Origin of the sequence: Leptospira levettii, assembly GCF_002812085.1 — a bacterium.
In the GTDB taxonomy this organism is placed as follows: Bacteria; Spirochaetota; Leptospiria; order Leptospirales; family Leptospiraceae; genus Leptospira_A; species Leptospira_A levettii.
In genome coordinates this window covers 631988-655741 of record NZ_NPDM01000001.1, presented here as the reverse complement: position 1 = coordinate 655741, position 23754 = coordinate 631988, and the positions used below count along the sequence as shown (strand labels likewise).

Genomic DNA, 23754 nt, shown 5'->3' with positions numbered 1-23754 from the left:
CTAAAATCGCCTTCGGCGATTCAAACTCCAAACAACTTACATAGATAACCAAAAGATAGGGATTCGAACGATTTTTCGATAGAGTTCGAGTAGCCAATTTGGCAAGATACCTTGCCTAATTGGCGTTAAGCGAGAACGACCGAGCGCAAGGACGCGCGAGGGCTCGGAAAAGACGGCCTGGAGCGAGTTCGACCTGGATGGGAGAACCGTGTAAGGCGAATCCCGTCATCCACCCACTAATTAATTTCCCACTTCAACGAATATACTTTTTGAAAAAATGGTTTGGTCGCCTTGCGTTCGCTTGGCCCTCCATGGCCAAAGCTCTCGCTCGCATCCATCCGTGGATGCTTTGCGGCGCCCGAACCATTTTTTCAAAAAGAAATCGAACTTCATTTGGGAAATTGGGATAAGCATTTAAGTTACTTAAGAATCAATTGAATTGGGATTCGAACGATTTTGCAATAGAGTTCGAGTGGGAAATTTGGTTATAGATCTTGTCTAATCAGAGTTAAACGAAATGCCATCGGGTTATCTTGTAGGTTCAGCTGATTTTTCTATATTTTGGAAATTTTTTGCAAAAATAGATTCGCCTTGAATCCAGTCCACTTTCAATAATGGGAACTTCATAAAGAATTCCATGAAAACCTTCTCAATTCGTCTGCGATGAATGATCGAACATTGAGAGGGAGATTGTAGGTGGTGTTAAATGATAGTGTTCCCAATTGTTTGGCATCGATCGATCCGCTACTTTTTTTTTGTTATCCTATCTCTATTTTTTTTCAATCATTGCAAAGGGGAAAATTTTTCCAATGTTTGTGACCCACAGAGCAAAGCATTTTATCAGACTATTTTTTTAAAGATTGCATTGAATGATAAAAGTGTCGCTTGTGGAATTGGTCCTATACCCGGAAAAGAAATCACATCCTTCTCGATTCCTTCATTGGGAATCAATGGAATTATATCAGATTCCAATATTAGCCTTTTGTCGGACACTCTCACAACTTTTACTCCGTTAATTGCCAAATTTACCACGACTGGGAAAAATGTTTCGATAGGTGACGTAACGCAAACGAGTGAAGTAACATCAAATTCGTTTTCGGCAAATCTAGTCTATACCGTGACTGCAACGGATGGTACGACTAAGGATTATACTGTCACACTGACTGCTCCTAGAACCTATGGAGGTTCCTCTTTGGCACTTTGGTTTAAAGCAGACAGTCTTATTTTATTGGATGGAGAAAATGTTCAAACCTGGAATGATTTTAGTGGGAAAGGCAATCATCTAACACAAGTAACATTTCCAACAAGACAACCAGTTTATAAAACAAATCGCGTAAACGGACTACCTGCGCTCAATTTTGCACAAACATCATTGACTTCGATGAGTTATAGTGGTGGAACTGGATTTTCATCTATTAATAGCGGATCATTTTTTTTAGTATTTAGAATGCCAGAAGTTCATCCTGCGACGAATTTATTGTTAGTTGGTCCTGCAAACGGTAGAGAGATCAATATTGGTGCATCACCTGGAAATGAATTGTTTCTTTGGAGAAATGGTTCTGGAATGACTCCAGCATCTGTTAACTCCATACCGGTGACTTCATTTATAGCCATCGCCAGCATTCAGAATACTACCGTTAGTTGGCAAGAGTATTGGAATGGAGATCTAAAAGGCAATGCAACTTCCAATATTGAAAGTTATGTGACAGGTACCACTGGATCCCTTTCCAACGGAAATTTAGATGGTGATATAGCTGAATTTTTCTATTTTGATTCAGCCCTCTCACAAAATGAAATCGATAAAGTATTTTGTTACTTAAGAGCGAAATACAAACTGATTGCTACGACTAGAAGTTGTGGAATATAGACCAATCTAAAATCTCATAAAATCAAACTGTAAAATTCCAAAGTCTAATTTTTCTCCCACTCAGAAATCCATTCTGACGTTTTCCTTACAGTTTCGAACTAGTTTTTCTTTCGTACGAGTTTGTCAGCAAATGACATAATTGTTTTAGATTAGTACTAACACCGAATATTAAAAACTAGGGAGAAGGATAGGCATTAATTTAATTTTAGAATTTTCAAATTCGATATTATTTTATTTTCTAATTCTCTACAGGTATTAAACTGCCTACTACTGAAAGAGGGAAATTACTTGTATGCATTCTTATTTTTCCAATATCACCATTCGGTCTAGACTGATCCTTTTGCCTCTTCCAATCCTTTTGTTTTTATTGATTGTGCTCGCTTTGTACATTCAATCACAAAACAAGGAAATTGATTTCTCAGCGAAAGAACAGCAAGGTATTGAGATCATCAAACCTGTTTATTTCGCCTTTAAGGTTGCATTACCAAAATTTAAAATTGGTAACGAGAATGTAGATGATTTGAAACCTGTGATGGAAGAAGGCAAGGCTACAATCCTTAAATCAGGAATCCTTTCTGAAGATTCAAAACAAATCCAAAAATGGATTACCTATTTAACTCGCGAACGTTTTGACCAAGAAACAACTCGCAATTTTTTGGAAGATACACAAGACTTAGCAGTTAAGATTGGAGACAATTCGAATTTAATACTGGATCCAAAATTGGAATCCTATTACCAAATGGATATCATACTATTCCAAGTTCCCATGTTATGGAAACATGTAGGACAACTCAAAGAATTAATTAGAGATGAATATCTAGGAGAAAACCAAAAACGGAAAACCTTTTCGAATATCAGTTATACAAAATCAATCATATCCATCAATGCAATTGAGAACATTTGTATCAACATAACGAACTCTTATAAAAAAACAATGGAGAATGCTCCAACCTATCAAGGTGAGATTCAAAAAAACATAGACCAAACAAACCAAGCCTGTAATGCTTATGTTGATGAATTGAAAAAAGTATTGATAACAAATGCAAACAAACCTGATTCATCAGATGAATTATTCAACATCATCCATAAGGGAACATTTTTAGGATCGGAAATTCAAAATTTTTCCATTTTGATTTTTGAAAACTTAATTAAAGATCGTTTATCAGAACAAAAATTCCACAGGTTGGTCAATATCCTCATTCTTGTATTGGCACTGAGTGTTTCCATACTTCTGATTTTTTTCATCTTTAAAAGTATCAACATACCTTTAAAAACTGTTTTGACGAAAGTTGAGGAATTGTCGAGTGGTGATGCCGATCTAACAAAAAAATTACCATCGTTTGGTGAGAATGAAATTGGTGAAATTTCTGGCTCCATCAATCGATTTGTGAGCCAATTGCATGATATCATTGTCCAACTGAAACATTCAGTTAACCAAGTTGAAAAAAGTTCTGACCAATTAAAACATGATGCTCTCTCGGTATCTGACAATGCATCTGGACTTGCTTCCACTTCGGAAGAGGCTGCCGCTTCTTTAGAAGAATTATCATCTTCCTTTGAAGTTATGTTTGGATCTATTTCTGATGAAACCAAAAACATTGCAAAAATTGCAGAAGAAATTCGAAATATCGAATATTCCATCGTTAATATTGAAAAGGAACTCAATCAGTTATCAATTGAGTCTGTTGCATCAACTAAATTAGCAGATAACGGAAATATGTCGATACGAAGTACGGATAATTCAATGGAAGAAATCCGATTGGTTACAAAAGAAATTTCTGGAATTGTTGATTTGATCACTGATATCTCTGAACAAACAAATTTACTTGCACTCAATGCAAGTATCGAAGCTGCAAGGGCTGGTGATGCAGGAAGAGGATTTGCAGTAGTTGCGGAAGAGATTTCAAAACTGGCAGATAAAACAAGAATTTCAGTGAAAAATATTATGACATTAATTGCGAAGAGTGATTCAGCAGTCAACATTGGAGTGAATCATGTGAATGATACAGTAAAAGTTCTGAATGAAATTGTTGGCCAATCCAATCGGATTCAGACAGGTGTTGAAAAGCTAAAAGGTGAAATTTCATCACAATCCAATAGTTTAACCAATGTATCTCACGAACTCAAGGAACTGCAGTCATTGGCTGAATCAATTGAAACTTCATGCCAAGAACAAAAACGAACTTCTGACGATATGGTGGTCAGTGTGAATTCACTTTCAGGTAGTGCTCAGGAACTTGCTCAAAGTTCCGAAGATTTAAACCGAGTGAGTGTGACGATCAGTAGTGTGGCAAAAACAATTTCTACGATTGCCAATTCGTTTGAAACAAGTGTTGATTCATAATATTAGAAATGTTTGTTTGTCGTGTGATGGTTTCCATTTGTTCCAAACGATTCAAGAGAATTGACTGGCATCGGTAACATACTCTCGTTTTAACTTCGGGAGGTTAGCTGGGAGAAAAATTATTTGTTTTTTGGATTTTATTTCCTTCTTGCCGTTTCAGAAATTAATTTCAGTAATGAATCCATATGCCCACGAATTCCACTACAAAAAAAGACTATTGGATCATTGGTTTTTTATTATTTCTCAGTTTGGTTCCAAGTATAGCTGGACTATTTCGAATTTTCCAACTAACAACTGGTTCTGGTTATACGGTTGAGAATCAGCGATTTTTTAATGACCCAATACCCGTAATCCTCCATATCATTGCTGTTTTATTGTATAGTATTTTAGGATCATTCCAATTTGCACCTGGTTTTCGAAGCCGTCACCTTCGTTGGCATCGGATTTCTGGTAGGTTCCTCGTTGTTTTTGGACTTCTTAGTGCGGGCAGTGGTTTATGGTTAACTTGGGAATACCCAAGGGTACCTACTGATGGGGATTGGTTATTTGGAATTCGAATGGTTGTCGGAGTCTGGATGTTTGCCTGTATCCTACTCGGTTTTTCATTTGCTTTGGGGAAACAATTCCGAACCCATAGCCATTGGATGATCCGAGGTTATGCGATTGGATTAGGCGCAGGCACACAAGTATTCACTCATCTACCTTGGTTTATCATTGTGGGAGGCGAACCATCGGGGATTCCAAGAGATTTAATGATGGCAGCAGGTTGGCTTATTAATTTTGTATTTGCAGAATGGATCATTTGGAAGGAGAAATTGTTCCGAAATTAATTTACAAGTTGCTAATTTTTCTCTCAGAGAACACCATGAGTCACTTTCGGCTAACAAAGTGACACAGTGGTGATAAGTAAGAATGTTTCCAATTTTCAAACAACTTCTATCTTCCTTCCTCTGTTTTGGTTTGATCCCTTTTTCAAATCCCCTCTTTGCTACGGATCATATTGATTTATATTTAAAATGGTACCACCAATTCCAATTTGCAGGTTATTATACTGCGTTAGAAAAAGGATACTACAGAGAACTTGGATTGGATGTTTCCATTCACGAAAGTAAAAATGGAATAGAAGGATTACACCAACTTATTTCAGAAAAAGAAGCACGTTATGGAGTAGGTGCAAACGAAGTTCTTTTACAATGGCATGCTGGTGCACCCATCGTCGTCATAGCTGTTATTTTCCAACATTCTCCTATTGTTTTATTCACAAAAAAAACTCATCCTGACCAATCTGTACATGATTTAGTTGGGAAAAAGATCATGTTATCTCCTCATGTTTATGAAATTTTAGCTTTGCTAAAAAAGGAAAAATTAGACCCAAGTCGATTTCGTCAATTACCACATAGCTTTCGATTTTTGGATATAGTGGAAGGTAAGGTAGATGCTTTGGATGGTTATTCTACCACTCAAACCTATGAACTCGAGAAAATGGGATTCCCTTTGATGGTGTTTTCACCAAGAACCTCTGGTATTGATTTTTATGGAGACAATTTATTCACAAGCAAACTCGAAATAGAAAATAACCCAACAAGAGTCAAAAAATTCCGTGAAGCAAGTCTTCGTGGATGGGACTATGCAATGAAACACAAACAAGAGATTGTAAATCTAATCTCAGAAAAATATGCCAGTTCCATTCCGAAAGAACAATTATTATTTGAAGCAGAACAGATGGAACCATTGATCCAACCTTCGCTTGTCGAGATTGGATATATGTATGAAGGGCGTTGGAAACATATCAATGAAGTCTATGCAGATTTCGGTATGTTACCTAAAAATTTGGATCTGAGTGGATTCCTCTATAACGCCAATCCAAAACCAAATTACGAATCTATTTTTTCGATTTTGATTTTACTCTTATTTATTGTGTTAGTTGCTTGGGTGATCCAAAGGTATAGATGGAACAAACGGTATTCAGAAACCTTAAAAACAGAAGTTTTACTCAGAACAGAAGAATTAAAAATCTCCAACAATGCTTTGAATTCAACTAATCTTGTTTTAGAATCAAAATTAAAAGAACTGACGGAAGCACAAGAAAAGTTATTAAATCGGGAAAAATTAGCGACCATAGGTAATTTAACAGCAGGGATGGCACATGAATTGAATACACCATTGGGTGCGATTGTTTCCTCTAATGGTACTATCAGCAATTTTTTTCAGAATCAATTTCAAACAATCATAAATTACCTTTTTACTTTTTCGAATGAAGATAAAGAACGATTTTATTTCTTAATAAGAGAGTATCAAAACATTCAAAATGTTTTTTATACAGGTAAAAAAGAGAGGGAATTTAAAAAAGAGTTAGAAATTGAGTATGCAGAAATTTTCCAAAAATACTTAAAAGATGATAGAGAAGAATACTTAAACTTAATTGTTGATTCTTCCGCTTTTTTGCTCGGGGATCATCTAAAATTTATCTTAGAAAGTGATCACAAAAAAGAAATATTAACTATGGGTTCAAAGGTAGCGAGTGTCTTCCGTTCTTGTTCTATCATTTCGACTGCTTCTGAAAAATCATCTCATGTTGTAAAATCTTTAAAAAATTACTTAATTTCTGATGATCTTACCCATTCAGATCAAAGTAAAATTGATATCACTAGCGAAATCGAAACGATCCTCACTCTTTATTATTATAATATCAATCATAGAGTAAAAGTTCAAAAACATTTTTTATCACATCGGAAATGCAAAGGCAATCGGGATAATTTAAATTTAGTTTGGGTTAACTTATTAAACAATGCTTTATATGCAATTTCATTTGAAGGAATCATTGAACTTACTATAGAAGATGATGGCCCATGGATCAAGGTCAGCTTTATCGATTACGGGAGTGGAATTCCAAAAAATATCCAAGACCGAATTTTTGAACCTTTTTTTACAACGAAATCAAAAGGTGAAGGAGTTGGATTAGGATTGGACATTTGTCGAAAAGTGATCAACAAAATGAACGGTAAAATTGAATTCGAAAGTGAAGTTGGAAAAACAAAGTTCACCGTTTATTTGTTAGCTGAAGAATAAAATACTTTTGATTCACTTTTTTACTTTACTTTTTTTGGAAAAAGAATCTTATTTTGCCAGTTTGGTTTTACCATACACAAATCAAAGTAGGTAGGTTCATTTTATGTCATTCCAAGATGCAATCAAGGTTTGCTTTCAAAAATATGTCGATTTTAATGGAAATGCAAAACGTCCAGAATTTTGGTATTGGGTAGCATTTACATTTGTTGTTAGTTTTATCTTACAGATGTTCCTTCCCATTTTAGGAATGGTATTTTCTTTGGCAGTTTTTTTACCAAGCATTAGTGTTGGTGCAAGAAGGTTGCATGATGTAGGAATGAGTGGTTGGTGGCAATTAATTGGTCTTACAGGGATTGGATTACTTGTATTGATTTACTTTTGGGCACAAAAAGGTAAATAGACCAAATTTTTTTCTTAACGCATTCCTATAGAATTTCGGTTTGCGTTAGGGACAAGTAGGGCTTGGTCACCTACCATTGGGTAGGTGACGGAAGCGTAAGCGAACCCCGGATTGACCCGCCCTTGTTTCGAAAGGTCAACTGCATCGAAAGATTAGGAACGCCCTATCTCTTCTTTTTTTGATAAATGGTTTCATCTATTCGAATTGCATTTTCTATAAACGCTATAAGGGTATTTTTATCGATTTCATCGGTTGAGTGAAAAGTAAGACAATAAACTTGTTTTCTCTTTTCTCGTTCTAAGATATTCTTAGGATCATCTAACAGATAACCATTGCAAAATCCAAATTGCACTCCTGATTTTGGTCCTGGTTTTATAGAAGCGGGCCAAATAAAACAAACTCTACTATTTTGGAAATAATAAAGAACCGAATAGGATATTTTCTCTTCTAAATTGCTGAATAACTTAATGATATCCGTTAGTTTTGTAACGATCTCCAATTCAGATTTTGTCAGACTTGCATAAAAATATTCCAATTGATTATGTTTTAGAGAATCTGATTGTTTGATTTTACTTTTCATTTTCCAAAATACTTAAATAAATTTCTTTTTGATTTTTGGAATGTTTTGTTTGGTTTGAGGCAAACGTAAAGATTAATGATTGTTCTTCATTTGATACCATACGACTAATTTCGGAACCTGTTGGATAACCACCACAACCATCATGAGACCATTCAAAAATAATCTCTGAATCTGTTTCTTTGAGAATATTAAAATATAGATCACTACAATCTTTTGCTAACTCTGCTTTTACAGCATCCACAAATACATAACGTCTTGAAGTGCCGATTTTTTTTAATAGAGTGAACCGATAGAGTTCCGACCAATTTTGGTTTGTGACACCTCCGGGGAACAATTCTATCATTGAGATATTTTCGTCATTCTCTGAGTGTCCGATCACCCATTTTCTTCCGTCAAAATTTCGATGGAATGGAACTTTCGTTAATTCTTTTTTGATTCCAAAATTCTTATCGATAACCAATCGTAAATTCTCTTTGTTTTGTTCGGAAAAATTGATTGGTATGTGTAAGGATTTGATTTCACCATCTTTGTTTTTCAATTCAATCGTAAAAAATTTGCTAGTATTTCCAGATTCAAAAATCCATTGGTATTCAGTTTCGTTTAACGCTTGACTCTCTAGGTATAATTTTCCTTTTTCTATTTTTTTTTGTTGGATAAAGTAATCTTTTTTATCCTCTCCATTCCTTTCAAAACCACGTACAGAATCAATGACATCAGTTTTTACTATTGCTAAAAAGCTCCAGCGAACAGATGTTCCATCAATGATCGGTCCTAAATTTTTTGCGACTGCCCATTCGTTTTCCAATTGAGGTTTTACTTGTGCCTGTAAAAAAACATGGGATAAAAATATTGTGAATAAAACTAGATAAGAAAGACGTTTCATTGTGAGTTCCCTTTTTAGTAACTGACTAAGGATTTGATTTTAAAGGAAGATTTGGGATCCGTCAACGAAATCCGAGATCCAATTTGGATTTAAAGTTCAATTGTAGGAAGGAAATGAATGGTGAAGTGAAGTGATGTTAAAAGCAGGAAAGGTGAGTTTTTTTTAAGTTTTTGGTTTTGGCATTTGGTCAAGAGGGCTTTTGATATTTTCCAATCGACTCCTTGCAACTTTGGTGTATATTTGTGTGGTTCGGACACTTGAGTGTCCGAGTAGAGTTTGGATCATTCTTAGATCCGTTCCGAGTTCCAACAGATGTGTCGCAAATGCATGCCGCAAACTATGAAAGGTGACTTTTTTGGTGATCTTTGCTTTAGCGGCTGCTTGGTTAAAAATGGATTCAGCCGTTCTGATGTGAAGGGGTCTTTTCCCAGCACCCGGAAATAACCAAGTTATATTTTTTACCTCATTAAAACTATATTTTAAAAGCAAATTGTATTCTCTTACCTGTAAGTATTCTTTAAGCTCGAGAATGAGGGAATTGGCAAGAATTGTGTATCTATCTTTTTTGCCTTTTCCCTGGGTGATACGGATCATGTTCCTTTCTAAATCGATATCTTTTAATTGTAAATGGATCACTTCACCTACTCGTAATCCAGCTGAGTAACTAATGAGGAGTAGTATTTTATGTTTTAAGTTCGGAAGTGCATTGAATATAGCTCTAGTTTCTTCCGCTGATAAAACTTCAGGTAATTTGTTATCGATTTTCATTTTTGGAAATTTAAGATTTTTCATCTGCTTACGGACTTCCCGAAAATAGAAAATGAATGCTTGTCTTGCACTTCGGATGGAAGCAGAACGTAATGATTTTTCTTTTACTTGAAAGTCCAAATAATTTTCTATATCCTTCGATACAATATTCATTGGTAATTTCTCTGTAAAAAGCAACAGTCTGTATAGATGTGAATAATATGTTTTGGTTGTGAAGAATGAAAAATTCCTTTCCCTGGCCGAACGAAAAAAATCTTCCAAAATCCCACATTGTTTGGGGATCTCATTCGCTAGATATCGAATATCATATTCAGAAAATTCAAATAACACGCGTTTAATGGATGAAACTTCATTAGGATAGGACCAACTCTTATCTTCCGGGTGGTACATTGCCTTTGGAATCGATTTTGCGATTTTGATGTACAATTCCGAATACGGAAAATATAGATGGAATCGTTTATCATTTGATTTGTATTTGAGTTTGATCATAGAACACCTAACTTAGTTTGTTTCAATGGAATAGGTGAGGGCTTACTATTTTGGTCCTGAGATCCTTTCGATTTTTGTTGTTCAGTGAGAAAATTTTGGTGATTGGGGATGGTTCTTGAGGGGCGTTTGCGAATCTAGTATCCCCGCCCTTACTAGGGTGGGGTTCTAGACCCGCCACCCAATAACTTCCCTCTATCACGTCCACGGGCAACAGACAAATGAAAATTAAATTAAGGATTTTTTTTTTCTTGGAAAGTTCATGCTATAGCACAAACTGAAATCTTTGGGAGTTATATGAATTTAGTCACAGTCGGATTAGGCATCTTTTTTATCATTTATGGTATCACTACCTATATTTTACGTCTTTATAAACCAGGATTTTTTTGGAAACTAGAACCGATGAAACAAAAATGGGGCGAAAAAAGAGGATACTTCATTCATGTTTTTAGTTACTCTATCTTACCCGTCGTTTTAGGAATTGTGTATACAATTTTAGGATTAAGAGGTTAATTCCGGATAACTCTTGTTATTTGGGCGCCTCCAATCAATTCCAGAAAAAAACAAAATACAATATGGACCGGGCCCTACGCTGCAATCTTTCTCAAATTGAGAAAGGATTTCCGCTTCGGTCCCTGGCGCAGGGATTTTATAATTGATGGGAAAGGATTGTGTCTTGCCTAGAAGGAGTTCGGTCTTCCGGGTAATCCGTACTATAATGAAGACCCCGGCTTTCCTTACGTAATAACGCGGATCTCACAATGAGTTCGGCAACTTTTACTAAATTTCGAAGTTCTAGTAGACCCAAAGAAACAGTCGTTCGATTGTAATAATCTTTTACTTCTTGTGAGATCAGTTTTAATCGACGAAGGGCACGTTCTAATCTCATATCAGATCTAACAATTCCAACATAATTACTCATGATGGTTTTAATTTCGATTAAGTCATGGGAAATTAATACCCATTCTTCCGTGTTCGTTGTTCCTTCTTTGTTCCAATCAGGAATCAAATCGGTTTCCGCAGAATACTCTAGTTTCCCTTCTAATTTGATATCATTTGCAATCCGATGGGAAAATACCAAACATTCCAATAAACTATTGGAAGCTAAACGGTTACCACCATGGACACCCGTACACGTTGTTTCACCACAAGCATATAAGTCTGCAATGTTAGTTCGTCCTAAGAGATCTGTTGCGACACCACCACACATATAATGTGCAGCGGGAACAACTGGAATTGGATCGGTTGTGATATCAATCCCTAGTTTTTTACATCGTTCATAAATAGAGGGAAAATGGCTTATGATGTCATTGGCAGGTCTATGAGTGATATCAAGGAGTACATGTGGTTCCCCTCTTTTTTTCATCGTATCATCAATTGCCCGTGCCACTATATCTCTAGGTGCTAATTCTCCCATTTCATGATAGTCTTTCATGAATGGCCTGCCACCTATCTCGCGTAAGATACCACCATGGCCTCTGACTGCTTCTGAAATTAAAAAACTATTTCCCTGTTCATGGAAAAGCGAAGTAGGATGGAATTGGTAAAATTCCATATTTTTGACAATGGCACCAGCTCTGTAAGCACTGGCTACACCATCACCAGTGGCAATGTTTGGATTAGTTGTGTGCAAATACACTTGGCCAGCACCACCAGTTGCTAAAATTGTTTTTTTCGCAAGCACTGGAAATACTTCACCAGTTTCTGTATCTACAATGTAGGCTCCATAACATCGTAATGGTAAATTTTCTTTATTTTTTAAATGGTGTTTGGTGATTAAGTCTACACATGCATGGTTTTCTAGAATTCGAATGTTTTGGTTTGCATGAACATGATCAAGTAACGATTGTTCAACGGCACTACCTGTTCTGTCAAGAGAGTGGATGATCCTATTTTTGCTATGTCCACCTTCTCGCGCTAAATCCAATTCACCCGTTTGGTTTCTTGTGAAAGGAACACCCAAGTCCAATAGTTCTTTGACTCGGGTTGGACCTTCTTCTACCAAAACACGAACCGCTTCAAGATCACATAATCCTGCTCCCGATTCTAAAGTGTCTTTGATGTGTTCTTCGAATTTGTCCTTATCATCAAAAACAGATGCAATCCCACCTTGCGCATAGTTGGTATTTGATTCGTAGTCTGCTTTTTTTGTAACAACAACAACCGAACCAAGCGGAGCTAATTTTAACGCGGTAAAGAGACCACTCACTCCGCTTCCTATGATCAGAAAATCTGATTTAATTCGAGTCACATTGCATCCAATTCATGATAAGTTTCAAAAATAAATGATCCTAAAATCTAGAATCATTTATTTCGTATTCAACATCCCTTCGATAAAGTCCAAACTTCTAATTAACATATAATCAGGTTTGATCGCATCGTTTGCGTGTTCTTTCAAATACGTATCAGCTTTGCCATTTTTTTTGGCATAATCCTTAATCGCATTCAAATTGAATTTTGATTTCACAACGCCTTCATGTGGAATGAGAGGTAAGTGGTTCCACATATCCTCTTCTCTGTACCGGAAAGGGAAGGTTCCATCTGGTTCTTCTGAAACTTCAATGTCAGGTGAAACTCCAACTACTTGGATGGTTTTTCCGGAAGGAGAATAATACCTAGCATTTGTGATTTTCAAAAGGTAATTTGGATTGTTGTCCAATTTTTTTAATGTTTGAACAGTTGCCTTTCCGAATGTCCTTTCACCAAGTAAAATACCACGTCCATGGTGTTGAATCGCACTTGCCACAATTTCAGAAGCAGATGCTGATTTTGAATTCATAAGAACAGCTAGCGGAAGTTTTGTGATGTCTTTGATTTTTGCATATTTTTCATCATCACTTCTTCCAGGAGTTTTTGTAGAAACAATCAGTCCTTTTTCGATGAACATATCAGCGATATCCACAGCTAAATCCAAAAATCCACCTGAGTTTCCTCTTAGGTCTAAAATCACAGCTTTTAACGGTTTGCCATTCTCTTTGGCAGTTTTTTCCATTTCTGCTAAAGCTTCTGCAATTTGTGTATCAATTGGTGGTTCCCCGTTTCCAGGTTTTACAAATCCAGTAAGTTTGATATAAGCAACTTGTGGATTTTCTTTTACTAAGTGATACGTTACGTTTTTGATTGTGATTTTATCACGAATCACTTCGATATCTATTTTTCCTGTATTCCCTTTCCGAGAGATGGTAAGTACAACTTTTGTTGCTTTTGGTCCTTTGATTTTTTTAACTACTTTATCAAGAGACAAGTTTTTGATGAGTTTACCATCAACGGCAACAATATTGTCTCCACTGCGGATCCCAGCTTTGAGTGCAGGACTTCCTTCCAATGGATTTTCAACAATCACCTCACGACTTCCACCACCAGAGAGGATGGCACCAATCCCTTCAAAAGATCCATCACTGATTTTGGACATGGATTCTTCCCAAACTTCTTCCAAAAAGACATTGGAATGTGGATCAAGAGAGTTTAAATAACCATTCGCAGCGGCAACAAACACTTGTTCCATGCGGAATTCTTTTTTGTCTTCTTCCTCTTCATCAGGAAGTTCACCGTCAAGTTCCACGAGTCCTTTTAGTACAGGCGTTTTGTATTTATCCAAATTGTCTTGGATGTAAGTGACAACCCGATCAAAATCCTTTCTTGAAAAATTAATTTCTTCCCAACGAGCAGAGATCACTGATTTTTTCAGTTTTTCTTTTTCGATCAGTTTTTTGAGTTCTGCATCAGATAACTTACGGTTTTCATTTTTTTTCCGTTTCTCTTTTTGGATTTTTTCCACTTGGGTGTAATCAGGATCAAATACGACAAACTTGTCAGATGGAGAGATTTTGAAAGTAGTCCCTGGCCAGAGGTCTTCCTTATCATCATATTTCTCTCTTTCTTTGAAATAACTTTCTGGGTAAATGTAAAGAGGGTGAGGTAAACTTAAAAAAGCAAAACTTGCGGCATCGGTATAAGCACGATTTACATTGATATGTTTGTCTATGTACAGTTTGTCTACTGTCCGAATGACAGTTTCAAAGTCGACATACGTGAAATTGGTCTCGCGGTTTTGTGCTTTTTTCGCTTCTGGTTCGCAGGAAATAAAACCAACTGGTAAAGCAAAACTTAGAAGGGTGAAAAAGGATAGTAGATAAACAAATCGTTTCAAGGGATCTCTCGTTTCGTGGATAGATTATCCTAAGAATTTCCGAATTTCCAGCCTAGGCAAGACAAAAAAAATTGGGACAAATCCAGGACACATGCATAACATAGACGGTGACATGCGCTCATTCGTTGTCCTGATTTTTGCCCTTTCTCTCTGGTTTTGTTCCTCCGAGCCAGAAAAGAACCCAAATCGTGATCCTTATAGTTTGGAAACCCTACTTTTTTTGGAAGAGGTATTACTTGATGTTTGGGAAAACCCTTCCGCAAAAGAAGATGCAATGTCTCGACTAAGATATGTTTGCCGAACGAAAGATACTGACGATGGATATTTATGTTACATGTGGGGACTTTTGGAATACCAACGTGGCAATTACAATGAAAGTTATGCCGGTTTTCGAAAGGCTTTAGAAAAAAATCCAAACGACACTCTTTATAAAAACATGTTACGATTATCCGCTGAAAAATCGGGAAACTTAGCGGATTTAAAAGCCCATTCGTATGATGGGGAAGTCCTCGCTTCTCTTTCTGAATTGGAGAAACAATGCAAAGAGGAAAAATCCCCGAACATTTCCACCTTTCAATTTTTGATCGAACGGGGTGTATTCACCAAAGAGTCATTAAAACGTGGTAGTTTTTCGACTTGTTTCCAAAAATTAGAACCAAACGAACAAATTTCTCTCCAAAAACAAATCCGTAATCCCAATGTATCCTATAAAGAAAGATTGTATGCGGACCAAATGAAGTCGGATCCATTTACCAAAATTTGGGATACATCTTCTTACCACCGAGGGGAATTGGGAAAGGAAATGGTGGGTGGAACACAAGGGGCAGTTTCTGCAACTGTCTCATCCAATGCTGATGGGAATCCTTCTCTTGTTACTGGTTCCATTCGCCCCTCTCCGATGACGGAAGCCTGGCGTAAGGTAAAACTAACTTCTCTTTCCGGGAACGAAGCTCAGGCAAAAGAAGCTTTTAAACAGTTTCTGACCGAAGTCAGAGTCTCCAAAACAAAGGGTAAATCGGAAGCGATGATGGCAACCGCCTTAGAACGAGCTGCAAAATTATTGCTCGAACAAGACCCGAGTTACGTTAAGATTCGTTTCCTTGCGAAAGAACTTTAAGATATTCTTTTACTGTAAACCCTAAACCATCTACCAAACTTTGGGCCATGAGTCGATGCCCAATCGAAACCTCAGCAAGAAACGGTAGTTTTGCAAATACTTGTAAATTTTTTGTATCGAGGTCATGTCCAGCATTTACACCTAATCCTCGTTTGTTTGCTTCAATTGCGGCCTTTTGATAGGATTCAAAAATTTGAATGCCTTTCTCTACATCTGTATCAAATGCGTGGGCATATGGACCTGTATACAGTTCAATCCGTTCGGCACCGAGAAGAGTGACCTGGTCATAAAAAGTAAAATCAGTTTCCATAAAAAGAGAGACTCGGATCCCTTCTTTTCTGAATGCCTCTACGATCGGTTTTAGAGTCGAAAAGGTATTGGGATCTCTAAAATCAAAACCATGATCCGATGTGATTTCGCCTGGTTTTACGGGAACAAGAGTGGCTTGGTCTGGTTTTGCCTTAAGGACAAGCTCCAAAAAGCGTTCACTTGGTTCTCCTTCAATATTGTATTCTTTTTTAGAAATTCCTAATTTAGTTATTTTTTGATTGTAGGATTCCAAAAATTCCTTTAATTCGAATACATCTTGTTTGGTGATATGCCTTTCATCAGATCGAGGGTGAACTGTAATCCCATGGGCACCAGAATCTAATATGATTTCTGACAATTTCAGAACATTTGGAATGGATCCTCCCCTAGAATTGCGGAGAGTGGCGATCTTGTTGACATTGACACTTAATTGGGTCATAGGAAAAAAAAAACTTTCCTTTAATTTTCATCCAGGAGAAAACCGTCCAATTTCAAAAAGGTTGTCCCAGAGAAGGGATTTCCAAAACTGTCAAAAGTACGTTTATGGTCGCAAAAAAAGCAGCAAAGAAACAAGCACCGCCGCCCAAAAAGAAAGCGGTTGCCAAAGAAAAACCGAATAAGGACGCCAAGTCCTCTTCCCCGAAGGAAGATAAAAAAAAGGCCGTAGTCGGGTCCAAAGCCCCTGCTACGAAGGCAAAGGTCGTACCTGCGCCTAAAACAGCCACAGCAACCAAGGACAAACCGGCACCACAAGCCAAAGCTCCTGCTGTGAAAATTGATCCGAACAACCCTCTCGGAAAGAAGTTTAACTGTTACTCCTGTGGAACGAAGTTTTATGATTTGAATAAACCTGAAAAAAAATGTCCGAAATGTGGAGCTGACCAGTTGGCAAAACCAGCGATCAAATCCCGTATGGCTGCCATTCGCAGTTCGGAATACGAAGTGGAAGAAGAGGAAGAACCAGTCATTGAAGATGATGAACTCTTAGAAGAAACTGAGGAATTGGAAGAGACCGAAGAAGAGGAGGTCGTTGCCGAGGAAGAGGAGTGATCCTTCCCATCCTTGGTGGACCTACCGGTTCCGGAAAAACCTCTCTTACCCAAGCCCTTGACCCAAAACGTTTCGAAATTGTTTCTTTTGACTCTCGCCAAGTCTACCGGGATTTACCGGTAGGCACAACGGCACCCACTCCCGAAGAATTTTCCCATATCCGCCACTGGCTTGTTGGTTTTTTGAATGCAAACGAATCCATCAATGCCAATCAGTTTTCCCTGCTTGCAAGAGAAGCCATTTCCGATATCCAAAGCAGAGGGAAAATTCCCATCCTCATTGGTGGGACAGGATTTTATCTCCGCGCTTTTCTCTTAGGGATGTTTCCCGTACCAAATGTACCGAAAGATACCAAGGATTATGTTTTGGACCTACCTTTGGAAGAGGCAAGGACTATGCTCCAAACAAAAGACCCGAGAGCCTTGGAAAGTCTTTCTTCACAAGATGGATACCGTATCAAACGTGCTCTGGAAGTTGTACTCACAGGAGTTTTGTGGTCAGAGGTATCAAAACAAACTGTAGGTGGGTATTTACAAGACCATCCAGAAGTGAAATTGATTGGGCATTGGTTGGATTGGCCAAGAGACATTCTCTACAACCGCATCAATACACGAGTGAATCAGATCGTTAGTGGTATGTTAGAGGAAACGAAAGAAGTCATTTCGAAGTATGGACCAAACTGTCCGGGGTTACGAACCTTGGGTTACAATTTTGCGCTTGCATTCCTAAATGGAACGATAGACATTAATACATTCATTGAACAGTTGGCGCAAAGTCACAGAAATTATGCAAAAAGGCAAATTACTTGGTTCAAAAAAGAATCATTCCTTTCGCCCATTTCTTTTGATGCCGCTGTCCAATTGTATACAAATATAGAACAAAGATAGAGAGAACACTCGGGATTTCCAATGTCGGCAAAAAATAACATCCAAGACCAACTTTTAAACACAGCAAGAAAAGAGAAAATTGATCTCACCATCTACTTGTTAAATGGAGTTCCTTTAAAAGGAAAAGTTGTCAGTTTTGACAATTTCACCATCATTTTAGAAAATGAAAACAAACAGAATTTGGTCTACAAACATGCCATTTCGACCATCATCCCTGCAAAACCGATCAAACTTCACAGCGAGGAAACTCCGAAAGAAGCAGGTGGGGCATAACTCTTTTCTAGTTTTCCTCTCTTTCCCTTTCTAAATTCTGGTTCCAAACCCTATGGCAAAATTACCAAAAGAAACCCCTGTTGTTTTGATTATGGCAGGAGGGAAAGGGGAGAGGTTTTGGCCTCGTTCCCGCACCAATTCCCCCAAACAGCTCCAGAAAGTTTATTCGAACAAAACCCTTCTCAAAGAGACAATCGACAGAGCCCTTACCATCACATCATTGGATCGCATTTACATTGGGACCAATGCAACTCTGAAGGCAGAAATTCTTAAAAAAGATCCAAAATTCCCATCTGGAAATTTTATCATCGAACCAGAAGGAAAAAACACAGCTCCCATCATCGCTCTTTCTGCATTGTACTTCCAAAAAAAATACGGAAATCCCAATCTCATCGTTCTCTCTGCGGATGCGTTTATTGATCCTGTCAAAGAGTTCACAAAAACCATCGAACAAGCCTTGTTCGAAACTGAAAATGGTATGGTTTTACTTGGGGTTAAACCAAACCGACCTGAAGTTGGATATGGATACATTAGCACTGGAAAACCAACTGATGTAGGTTATACGGTAAAAGCCTTCTTTGAAAAACCTGATTTCAAAACTGCACTCAAATACATCAAAAAGAAGAATTTTTATTGGAACCCAGGGATCTTTCTTTTCCGCACGGAAACCATATTGTCGGAACTGGAACGCCATGCTCCCCATATCCTTGGTCCTTTAAAAAATGGGTTTCCATTTAAGAATTTTGGGGATTTAAAAACCGCATTCCAAATGTTACCTTCCGAAGCCATCGACACTGCGATCATGGAAAAATCCAATCGTATCCGAATGGTGGAAGCTACTTTCAATTGGGACGATGTAGGATCTTGGATGTCTCTTGAACGGATTTTGCCAGGGGACAAAGAGAAAAACCACCACCAAGGTAAAGAAGTACATTACCACAAAGCATCAGGGAATATTTCCTCCGTTCAAAAAGAGCTCATCACATTTCTTGGTGTGAAAGATCTGATTGTTGTGGAAGAACCAGATGTACTCCTCATAACTTCACGTGAAGGTGTGGGTGATATCAAAGCGATGTTATCCAATATGAGGAAAAATAAAGTTTTACAAAAGTACCTCGACTAGAAATTTGACAGAACAGGCTTGATATAAGGAGGAAGGAATGCCTTCCGGAAAAAAGAGAAAGCGTAGAAAAATCGCAACCCACAAACGTAAGAAAAAACGCAGAGCCAACAGACACAAAAAGAAGAAATAATCTTTCTTCAGTGACTTTCTTTTTCCTCCGATAGATTTGTTATGAAACAAGTCTGGAGGAAACAGAAACCCCGCACCCCCGGTTTCATCCGAGCATTTACCATGGAAACACCTCTCGGGGATGTCCTGGAGGCTGAGTTCAACTTTCACGAACGACTCGTTCGGTTAACTGTCGAAATCAAAGAAGAGAAGGGACGTATGTACGGAGCCACTGTGAAAAACGGTACCGTACAAACAGAGAAGGATATTACTTCTGGGCGTGCTTACCCCGTCTTTCGAAAGATATGGCCATTCCGTGAATACTTCAGTGCACTTCCTGATAAGGATATGCTTGTAAGCATTGGCGGAGCGTATGAAATTTACCCTCCTTTCCAACCAGAGGTTTCGGAAAAAACCAGGACCTCTCGTGGGCCATTGGAATCGGCATTATTCCCCTCCACTCGGTATGATTCCATATTTGGCATTGTCCGTGAGACCCGGTTCCAACGTTGGAGAAGGGAACGGAGAGAGGCAAGAGAAGCACGAGGATCGCTCTGGACACGTTTCAAACGCAGGGTCTGGGGAGATTTACAGGATGTCTGTCTTGGCATTGGATTTGGATGTTTGGTCTATTATGTTTATTATGATTATGTCGTATTAGGACTCAGTTTAGCAGTCTTAGGGATGATCGCGGGCCTACTCGATTTTCTTGTGAGAAAACGTTCTGTCCTAATGACAAAAGTGTTGTCATTTCTCAGTTTCGGTTCATATTTTTTCTACAACGGCTACGTCTATTTTTAGACGTAGTAGTAGAAATTGATATGGCCAAAGAAACATCCCAAGCAAACCAATTCATCCATGAGCAATACATCATTTTCAATTTGGGAGATGAAGAGTATGCCATCCCCATCACAATTGTTGAAGAAATTGTTAAGATCACAAATTTAATCCGCGTTCCACAATCCAAAAGTTACTTTGCAGGGATCATGGACATCCGAGGCAAAGTGGTAAGGATGATTGACCTTGCCAAACGATTGAACATCAAAAATGTAACAGAGTCCGCTGACCGTGCCATTGTCATCAATGTGTCTGGCAAATCAATAGGTGTGATTGTGGACAAAGTGTCCCATGTAGTACATTTTCCAGCCAACCAAGTGGATCCACCACCTCCTTCTGTAAAAGGGATCTCGTCTCGTTACATCACAGGTGTTGGAAAAAAAGACAACCGGTTCATCATCCTAATCGATATCGAAAAAATTCTCACAGTAGAAGAGATAACAGAACTAGCTACCGTCTAACGGAAGTAAGCAGTATGAAATTCACATGATCATCTCTAAATTTTATTACTTACGTAAAAACTTATATTCCATGGCGGAACTTGTTTTGGAGCAAGTGATCCTACTCAGTGAAGCTCTCGAATCAGATGACTATGCTCAAGCTGAGAAAATTGTAGAACGTGATGACCTCATTGATGATTTAGAAAAGGAAAACGATAACCTTTCCCAAAATGCCATATTGGAAGCAGTGAGTAACCGTAACATTCTTGGGATGGGGGATGTGGACAATGACATCGTATTAAAAAAAGATCCTTTGCGATTTGCTCTTTCGGCCATACGGATCACTCGGAACATGGAACGTATGGGAGACCAAGTGGTCAACTGTGCGGATGTGTTTCGTCATAAAACCATCCGTAAAGGTCTCTTTAAAAATGAAGAACCAATGACTTTGATTCTATCGAGGGTCACAACTCTTGCGGGAATGGCGATCGAATCTTTAGTAGAAGAAAAAGAAAGGTTTATGGGAAGTGTAAATTCCCTGGAAGATGAACTCAACGACCTTTGTGACCAAGCCTTTCAAAAGTACCGAGCCGTACCTGATATGGAAAAACAAGAATTTGCTGACGTGTATAGGATTATTCTCGCCTTAGAAAGATTAGGTGACTATGCAGTGAATGTGGCAGAAGAACTTGTCAGGTTGAATACAGGAAAAGACATCCGCCATTTAGAAAACGTCAAATCAAAGTCCTCCTCTTACCCTTAAACCTTTTCCTTCCTATCAATTCCAAACAATTGTCCATGTTTACGCACAAACTGTACGATTGGAATGTTTCTTATTTAGAATATTTCCGAATATAGAATCATTATGGAATGTGAATGAAACTTTAATTTCATTTGACAAAGGAAAATCGTTTTGATATAGAATTCACTGCCAATGAAACCAAAAGAGTATGTTCCCCAACCAAAACCAAAAAGTTTTTTCCTGCCTTACTTACTCATTACCAATCTAGATCCTTTTCTTTTTTTTGCTGGAATGTTACTTATCTTTGGTTTGGGAAATTTTGAATCCATTTTGAAAATTTTACTCTACTTGGCCCCACCCATTATTGGTGCGCACGCCATCATTTTCTTTTTCAAAGATAGAAGTTTCAAAAAACAAATGAATCGTCCGGAAGGAATCATCTATACAGATAAAGAACTCACACTCATTCGGAGCCATTCTAAAAATGGAGCTCTTAATATCCTATCCACCAATGTTGGTGGACCTATTCTCACGATGGTATTATCGTTTCATTTTGGTTTGGTCAAAACGTACGGGGAAGTTCTGTTTTTTTCCCTGCTTGGTGTATTACTGGCAATGGCGATTTCATCCTTCTTCTACATTTATGTTGAGAAAAAGATGTACGATGTATATAATGAATTACGATTAAAACCACTTAGTTTGTTTGCGAATTTGCTTTTTCCAATTTTTTCAACATTTGTAATCGAATACTTTCTGTTTTCGTTTTATATTTACTCTCAGTTTCGGAACTTCGTAAGTGATCAGCAGTTGGAATTGATCTGTTTGGGATTAAGTGCTTTCATTCTTTTAATGATTTCTGTCTTGTTTTTTGTTTTATGGAAACTGACAGGGAATACTTCTGCAACCATTAGGGATGTATCCAATATTTTAAAATTGTTTGCGGAAGGAGATTTGCGATCAGATCTTCTCATCAACCAAACTAGAAATGAAATTGGTGTGATCTCTCTTTATTTGGAAGAAGCAAAAATCAAACTCAATCGATTATTAACATCCATTACCAAACATTCTACCAAAATTCAGAAAGAAGCAAAAACACTTGAAGGATTATCCAGTGATTCAGCAGAACATTCACAAGTACAAGCAGCATCTTTGGAAGAGGTAGCAGCAGCATTAGAAGAGAATGGTTCTTCTATCAATGGTATTTATTCTGATGCACTAGAACAAAAAAAATTAACTGCTGCCACAAATGAATCCATCGAACATCTATTTACCATTTCATCAAGTGTGAAAGAAATATCACTCCATGCTAAATCAAAAGCAGATTCAGTCGAAGCAGAAGTGATTAAAAGTGGAAAATCAATTTCTAGTGCGATCCAATCTATCGAAGAAGTAGATAAAAATGCTTTGGAAATTGGAAAAATATTAGAAATCATTAAAGATATTTCGGAACAAGTCAACTTACTTGCATTAAATGCTTCCATTGAAGCAGCTCGGGCAGGTGACGCAGGAAGAGGATTTGCTGTTGTTGCATCGGAAGTAGGTAAATTGGCAGAGAGAACTGCTTCCTCCACAAAAACAATTTCAGAACTCATCAAAAGAGTTTCTATTTCCACACATATGTCAGTTTCATCAGTTAAATCAGCAAGTGAAACATTTCAATATTTATCAGAGAGTGTCATCGAGATTATCAACAATATCGATAGAGTGAACCAAGCAAATTTAGAACAAATAACCGAAGTTGAGGAAATTAGAAAACAATCTGAAAATATAGTCAACAGATCCACTTCTGTTTCCTTTGCTACCGAAGAACAAAAGAAAGTAAATGAAGAAATGGGAACCTCTGTCCATCACTTGGCAAATGACACAGCAAAGTTATCGATGATGTCAGAAAAAACAGCAAAATCTTCAGCAGAATTAAATTCTCTCATTGTCGAATTGAATCAGGAATTATCTATGTTTAAATTATGATTTCTGCTACCTTTATTTTCAAACAAAAATCTTCCGACCATGAGTTTGACTCCTTAGACCAATCTATAGAAAGTTTTGTCATAAAACACCCTGAGTATTTAGGAAGAGACCAGTGGTCAAATGAGGAAAAAGGTACGTTAGCAGTCGTGTATTATTTCCAAACTGAAAATGGATTAAAAGCATTAAAAGATTTTTCTGATCACAAATCAGCTAAGTCACAGTATCACAAATGGTATGAGGGATACCAAGTGATTGTTTCACAAGTTTTACATACGTATGGGGATGGTAATTTGGATCACGTGACTAAGCAAAAATAATAAATTTGAAATAATTAAATATATAAGTTCATTCAA

General features: G+C 37.5%; 22 protein-coding genes. 16 read left to right on the top strand and 6 right to left on the bottom strand.

Features of this window, described 5'->3' with window-relative positions; translation table 11 throughout:
* The first annotated feature begins 865 nt into the window (after positions 1-865).
* The 5 genes from CH354_RS02950 to CH354_RS02930 all read left to right on the top strand — a co-directional run bounded on the left by CH354_RS02950 (position 866) and on the right by CH354_RS02930 (position 7680).
* Positions 866-1867: a DUF5018 domain-containing protein gene (locus CH354_RS02950; RefSeq protein ID WP_125172382.1), complete on the top strand. Its 1002-nt coding sequence runs from the start codon at positions 866-868 to the stop codon at positions 1865-1867.
* Between the two features lie 292 nt (positions 1868-2159).
* Positions 2160-4211, top strand: coding sequence for a methyl-accepting chemotaxis protein (locus CH354_RS02945; protein ID WP_100726071.1), 2052 nt, complete (start codon positions 2160-2162; stop codon positions 4209-4211).
* Between the two features lie 185 nt (positions 4212-4396).
* Positions 4397-5041, top strand: a complete 645-nt coding sequence (locus tag CH354_RS02940) for a DUF2306 domain-containing protein (protein ID WP_100726072.1) — start codon at positions 4397-4399, stop codon at positions 5039-5041.
* An 82-nt stretch (positions 5042-5123) separates the two neighbouring features.
* Positions 5124-7280, top strand: coding sequence for an ABC transporter substrate-binding protein (locus CH354_RS02935; RefSeq protein ID WP_100726073.1), 2157 nt, complete (start codon positions 5124-5126; stop codon positions 7278-7280).
* A gap of 103 nt (positions 7281-7383) precedes the next feature.
* A complete protein-coding gene (locus tag CH354_RS02930; RefSeq protein ID WP_100718502.1) occupies positions 7384-7680 on the top strand; it encodes a DUF805 domain-containing protein in 297 nt (98 codons plus the stop codon).
* Between the two features lie 163 nt (positions 7681-7843).
* On the opposite strand, the gene CH354_RS02925 is transcribed toward CH354_RS02930, so the two are convergent.
* From CH354_RS02925 to CH354_RS02915, 3 genes are all read right to left on the bottom strand, one after another.
* On the bottom strand, positions 7844-8260 hold the full coding sequence (locus CH354_RS02925) for a DUF1801 domain-containing protein (protein WP_100726074.1): 417 nt from the start codon (positions 8258-8260) through the stop codon (positions 7844-7846).
* On the bottom strand, positions 8250-9143 hold the full coding sequence (locus CH354_RS02920) for a hypothetical protein (RefSeq protein ID WP_100726075.1): 894 nt from the start codon (positions 9141-9143) through the stop codon (positions 8250-8252). The genes CH354_RS02925 and CH354_RS02920 overlap by 11 nt, the downstream gene beginning before the upstream one ends.
* 162 nt (positions 9144-9305) lie before the next feature.
* A complete protein-coding gene (locus tag CH354_RS02915; RefSeq protein WP_100718505.1) occupies positions 9306-10400 on the bottom strand; it encodes a tyrosine-type recombinase/integrase in 1095 nt (364 codons plus the stop codon).
* A 294-nt stretch (positions 10401-10694) separates the two neighbouring features.
* Here CH354_RS02915 and CH354_RS02910 point away from each other — a divergent pair, with 294 nt between their 5' ends.
* Positions 10695-10910, top strand: coding sequence for a hypothetical protein (locus CH354_RS02910; protein ID WP_100718513.1), 216 nt, complete (start codon positions 10695-10697; stop codon positions 10908-10910).
* Positions 10911-11046: 136 nt separating this feature from the next.
* On the opposite strand, the gene nadB is transcribed toward CH354_RS02910, so the two are convergent.
* Complete coding sequence (nadB, locus tag CH354_RS02905) at positions 11047-12648, bottom strand: L-aspartate oxidase (protein WP_100718506.1); 1602 nt, start codon at positions 12646-12648, stop codon at positions 11047-11049.
* Positions 12649-12705: 57 nt separating this feature from the next.
* On the bottom strand, positions 12706-14547 hold the full coding sequence (locus CH354_RS02900; RefSeq protein ID WP_100726076.1) for a S41 family peptidase: 1842 nt from the start codon (positions 14545-14547) through the stop codon (positions 12706-12708).
* 91 nt (positions 14548-14638) lie between these two features.
* Between CH354_RS02900 and CH354_RS02895 the strand changes: the two genes are divergently transcribed.
* Positions 14639-15664, top strand: coding sequence for a tetratricopeptide repeat protein (locus tag CH354_RS02895; protein ID WP_100718508.1), 1026 nt, complete (start codon positions 14639-14641; stop codon positions 15662-15664).
* On the opposite strand, the gene CH354_RS02890 is transcribed toward CH354_RS02895, so the two are convergent.
* Positions 15633-16412 carry a pyridoxine 5'-phosphate synthase gene (locus CH354_RS02890; protein WP_100726077.1) on the bottom strand — a complete coding sequence of 260 codons (780 nt, stop codon included), beginning with the start codon at positions 16410-16412 and terminating at the stop codon, positions 15633-15635. The two genes, CH354_RS02895 and CH354_RS02890, sit on opposite strands and share 32 nt — an antisense overlap.
* A gap of 104 nt (positions 16413-16516) precedes the next feature.
* Between CH354_RS02890 and CH354_RS02885 the strand changes: the two genes are divergently transcribed.
* The 9 genes from CH354_RS02885 (at position 16517) to CH354_RS02845 (ending at position 23718) form a co-directional block, all read left to right on the top strand.
* Positions 16517-17023, top strand: coding sequence for an FYDLN acid domain-containing protein (locus CH354_RS02885; RefSeq protein ID WP_100715834.1), 507 nt, complete (start codon positions 16517-16519; stop codon positions 17021-17023).
* Positions 17020-17910, top strand: a complete 891-nt coding sequence (gene miaA, locus CH354_RS02880; RefSeq protein ID WP_100726078.1) for a tRNA (adenosine(37)-N6)-dimethylallyltransferase MiaA — start codon at positions 17020-17022, stop codon at positions 17908-17910. The genes CH354_RS02885 and miaA overlap by 4 nt, the downstream gene beginning before the upstream one ends.
* Before the next feature lie 21 nt (positions 17911-17931).
* A complete protein-coding gene (gene hfq / locus CH354_RS02875; RefSeq protein ID WP_015676555.1) occupies positions 17932-18183 on the top strand; it encodes an RNA chaperone Hfq in 252 nt (83 codons plus the stop codon).
* Between the two features lie 52 nt (positions 18184-18235).
* The gene (locus CH354_RS02870; protein ID WP_100715797.1) at positions 18236-19306 is read left to right on the top strand and encodes a mannose-1-phosphate guanylyltransferase; all 1071 of its coding nucleotides are present in this window, start codon (positions 18236-18238) and stop codon (positions 19304-19306) included.
* 171 nt (positions 19307-19477) lie between these two features.
* A complete protein-coding gene (locus tag CH354_RS02865; protein ID WP_100715796.1) occupies positions 19478-20215 on the top strand; it encodes a hypothetical protein in 738 nt (245 codons plus the stop codon).
* A 20-nt stretch (positions 20216-20235) separates the two neighbouring features.
* Positions 20236-20712: a chemotaxis protein CheW gene (locus CH354_RS02860; protein ID WP_100726079.1), complete on the top strand. Its 477-nt coding sequence runs from the start codon at positions 20236-20238 to the stop codon at positions 20710-20712.
* A 25-nt stretch (positions 20713-20737) separates the two neighbouring features.
* Positions 20738-21454, top strand: coding sequence for a phosphate signaling complex PhoU family protein (locus CH354_RS02855; protein WP_207762649.1), 717 nt, complete (start codon positions 20738-20740; stop codon positions 21452-21454).
* 171 nt (positions 21455-21625) lie between these two features.
* On the top strand, positions 21626-23401 hold the full coding sequence (locus CH354_RS02850; RefSeq protein ID WP_100726080.1) for a methyl-accepting chemotaxis protein: 1776 nt from the start codon (positions 21626-21628) through the stop codon (positions 23399-23401).
* On the top strand, positions 23398-23718 hold the full coding sequence (locus CH354_RS02845) for a hypothetical protein (protein WP_100715793.1): 321 nt from the start codon (positions 23398-23400) through the stop codon (positions 23716-23718). The genes CH354_RS02850 and CH354_RS02845 overlap by 4 nt, the downstream gene beginning before the upstream one ends.
* Positions 23719-23754: the final 36 nt, after the last annotated feature.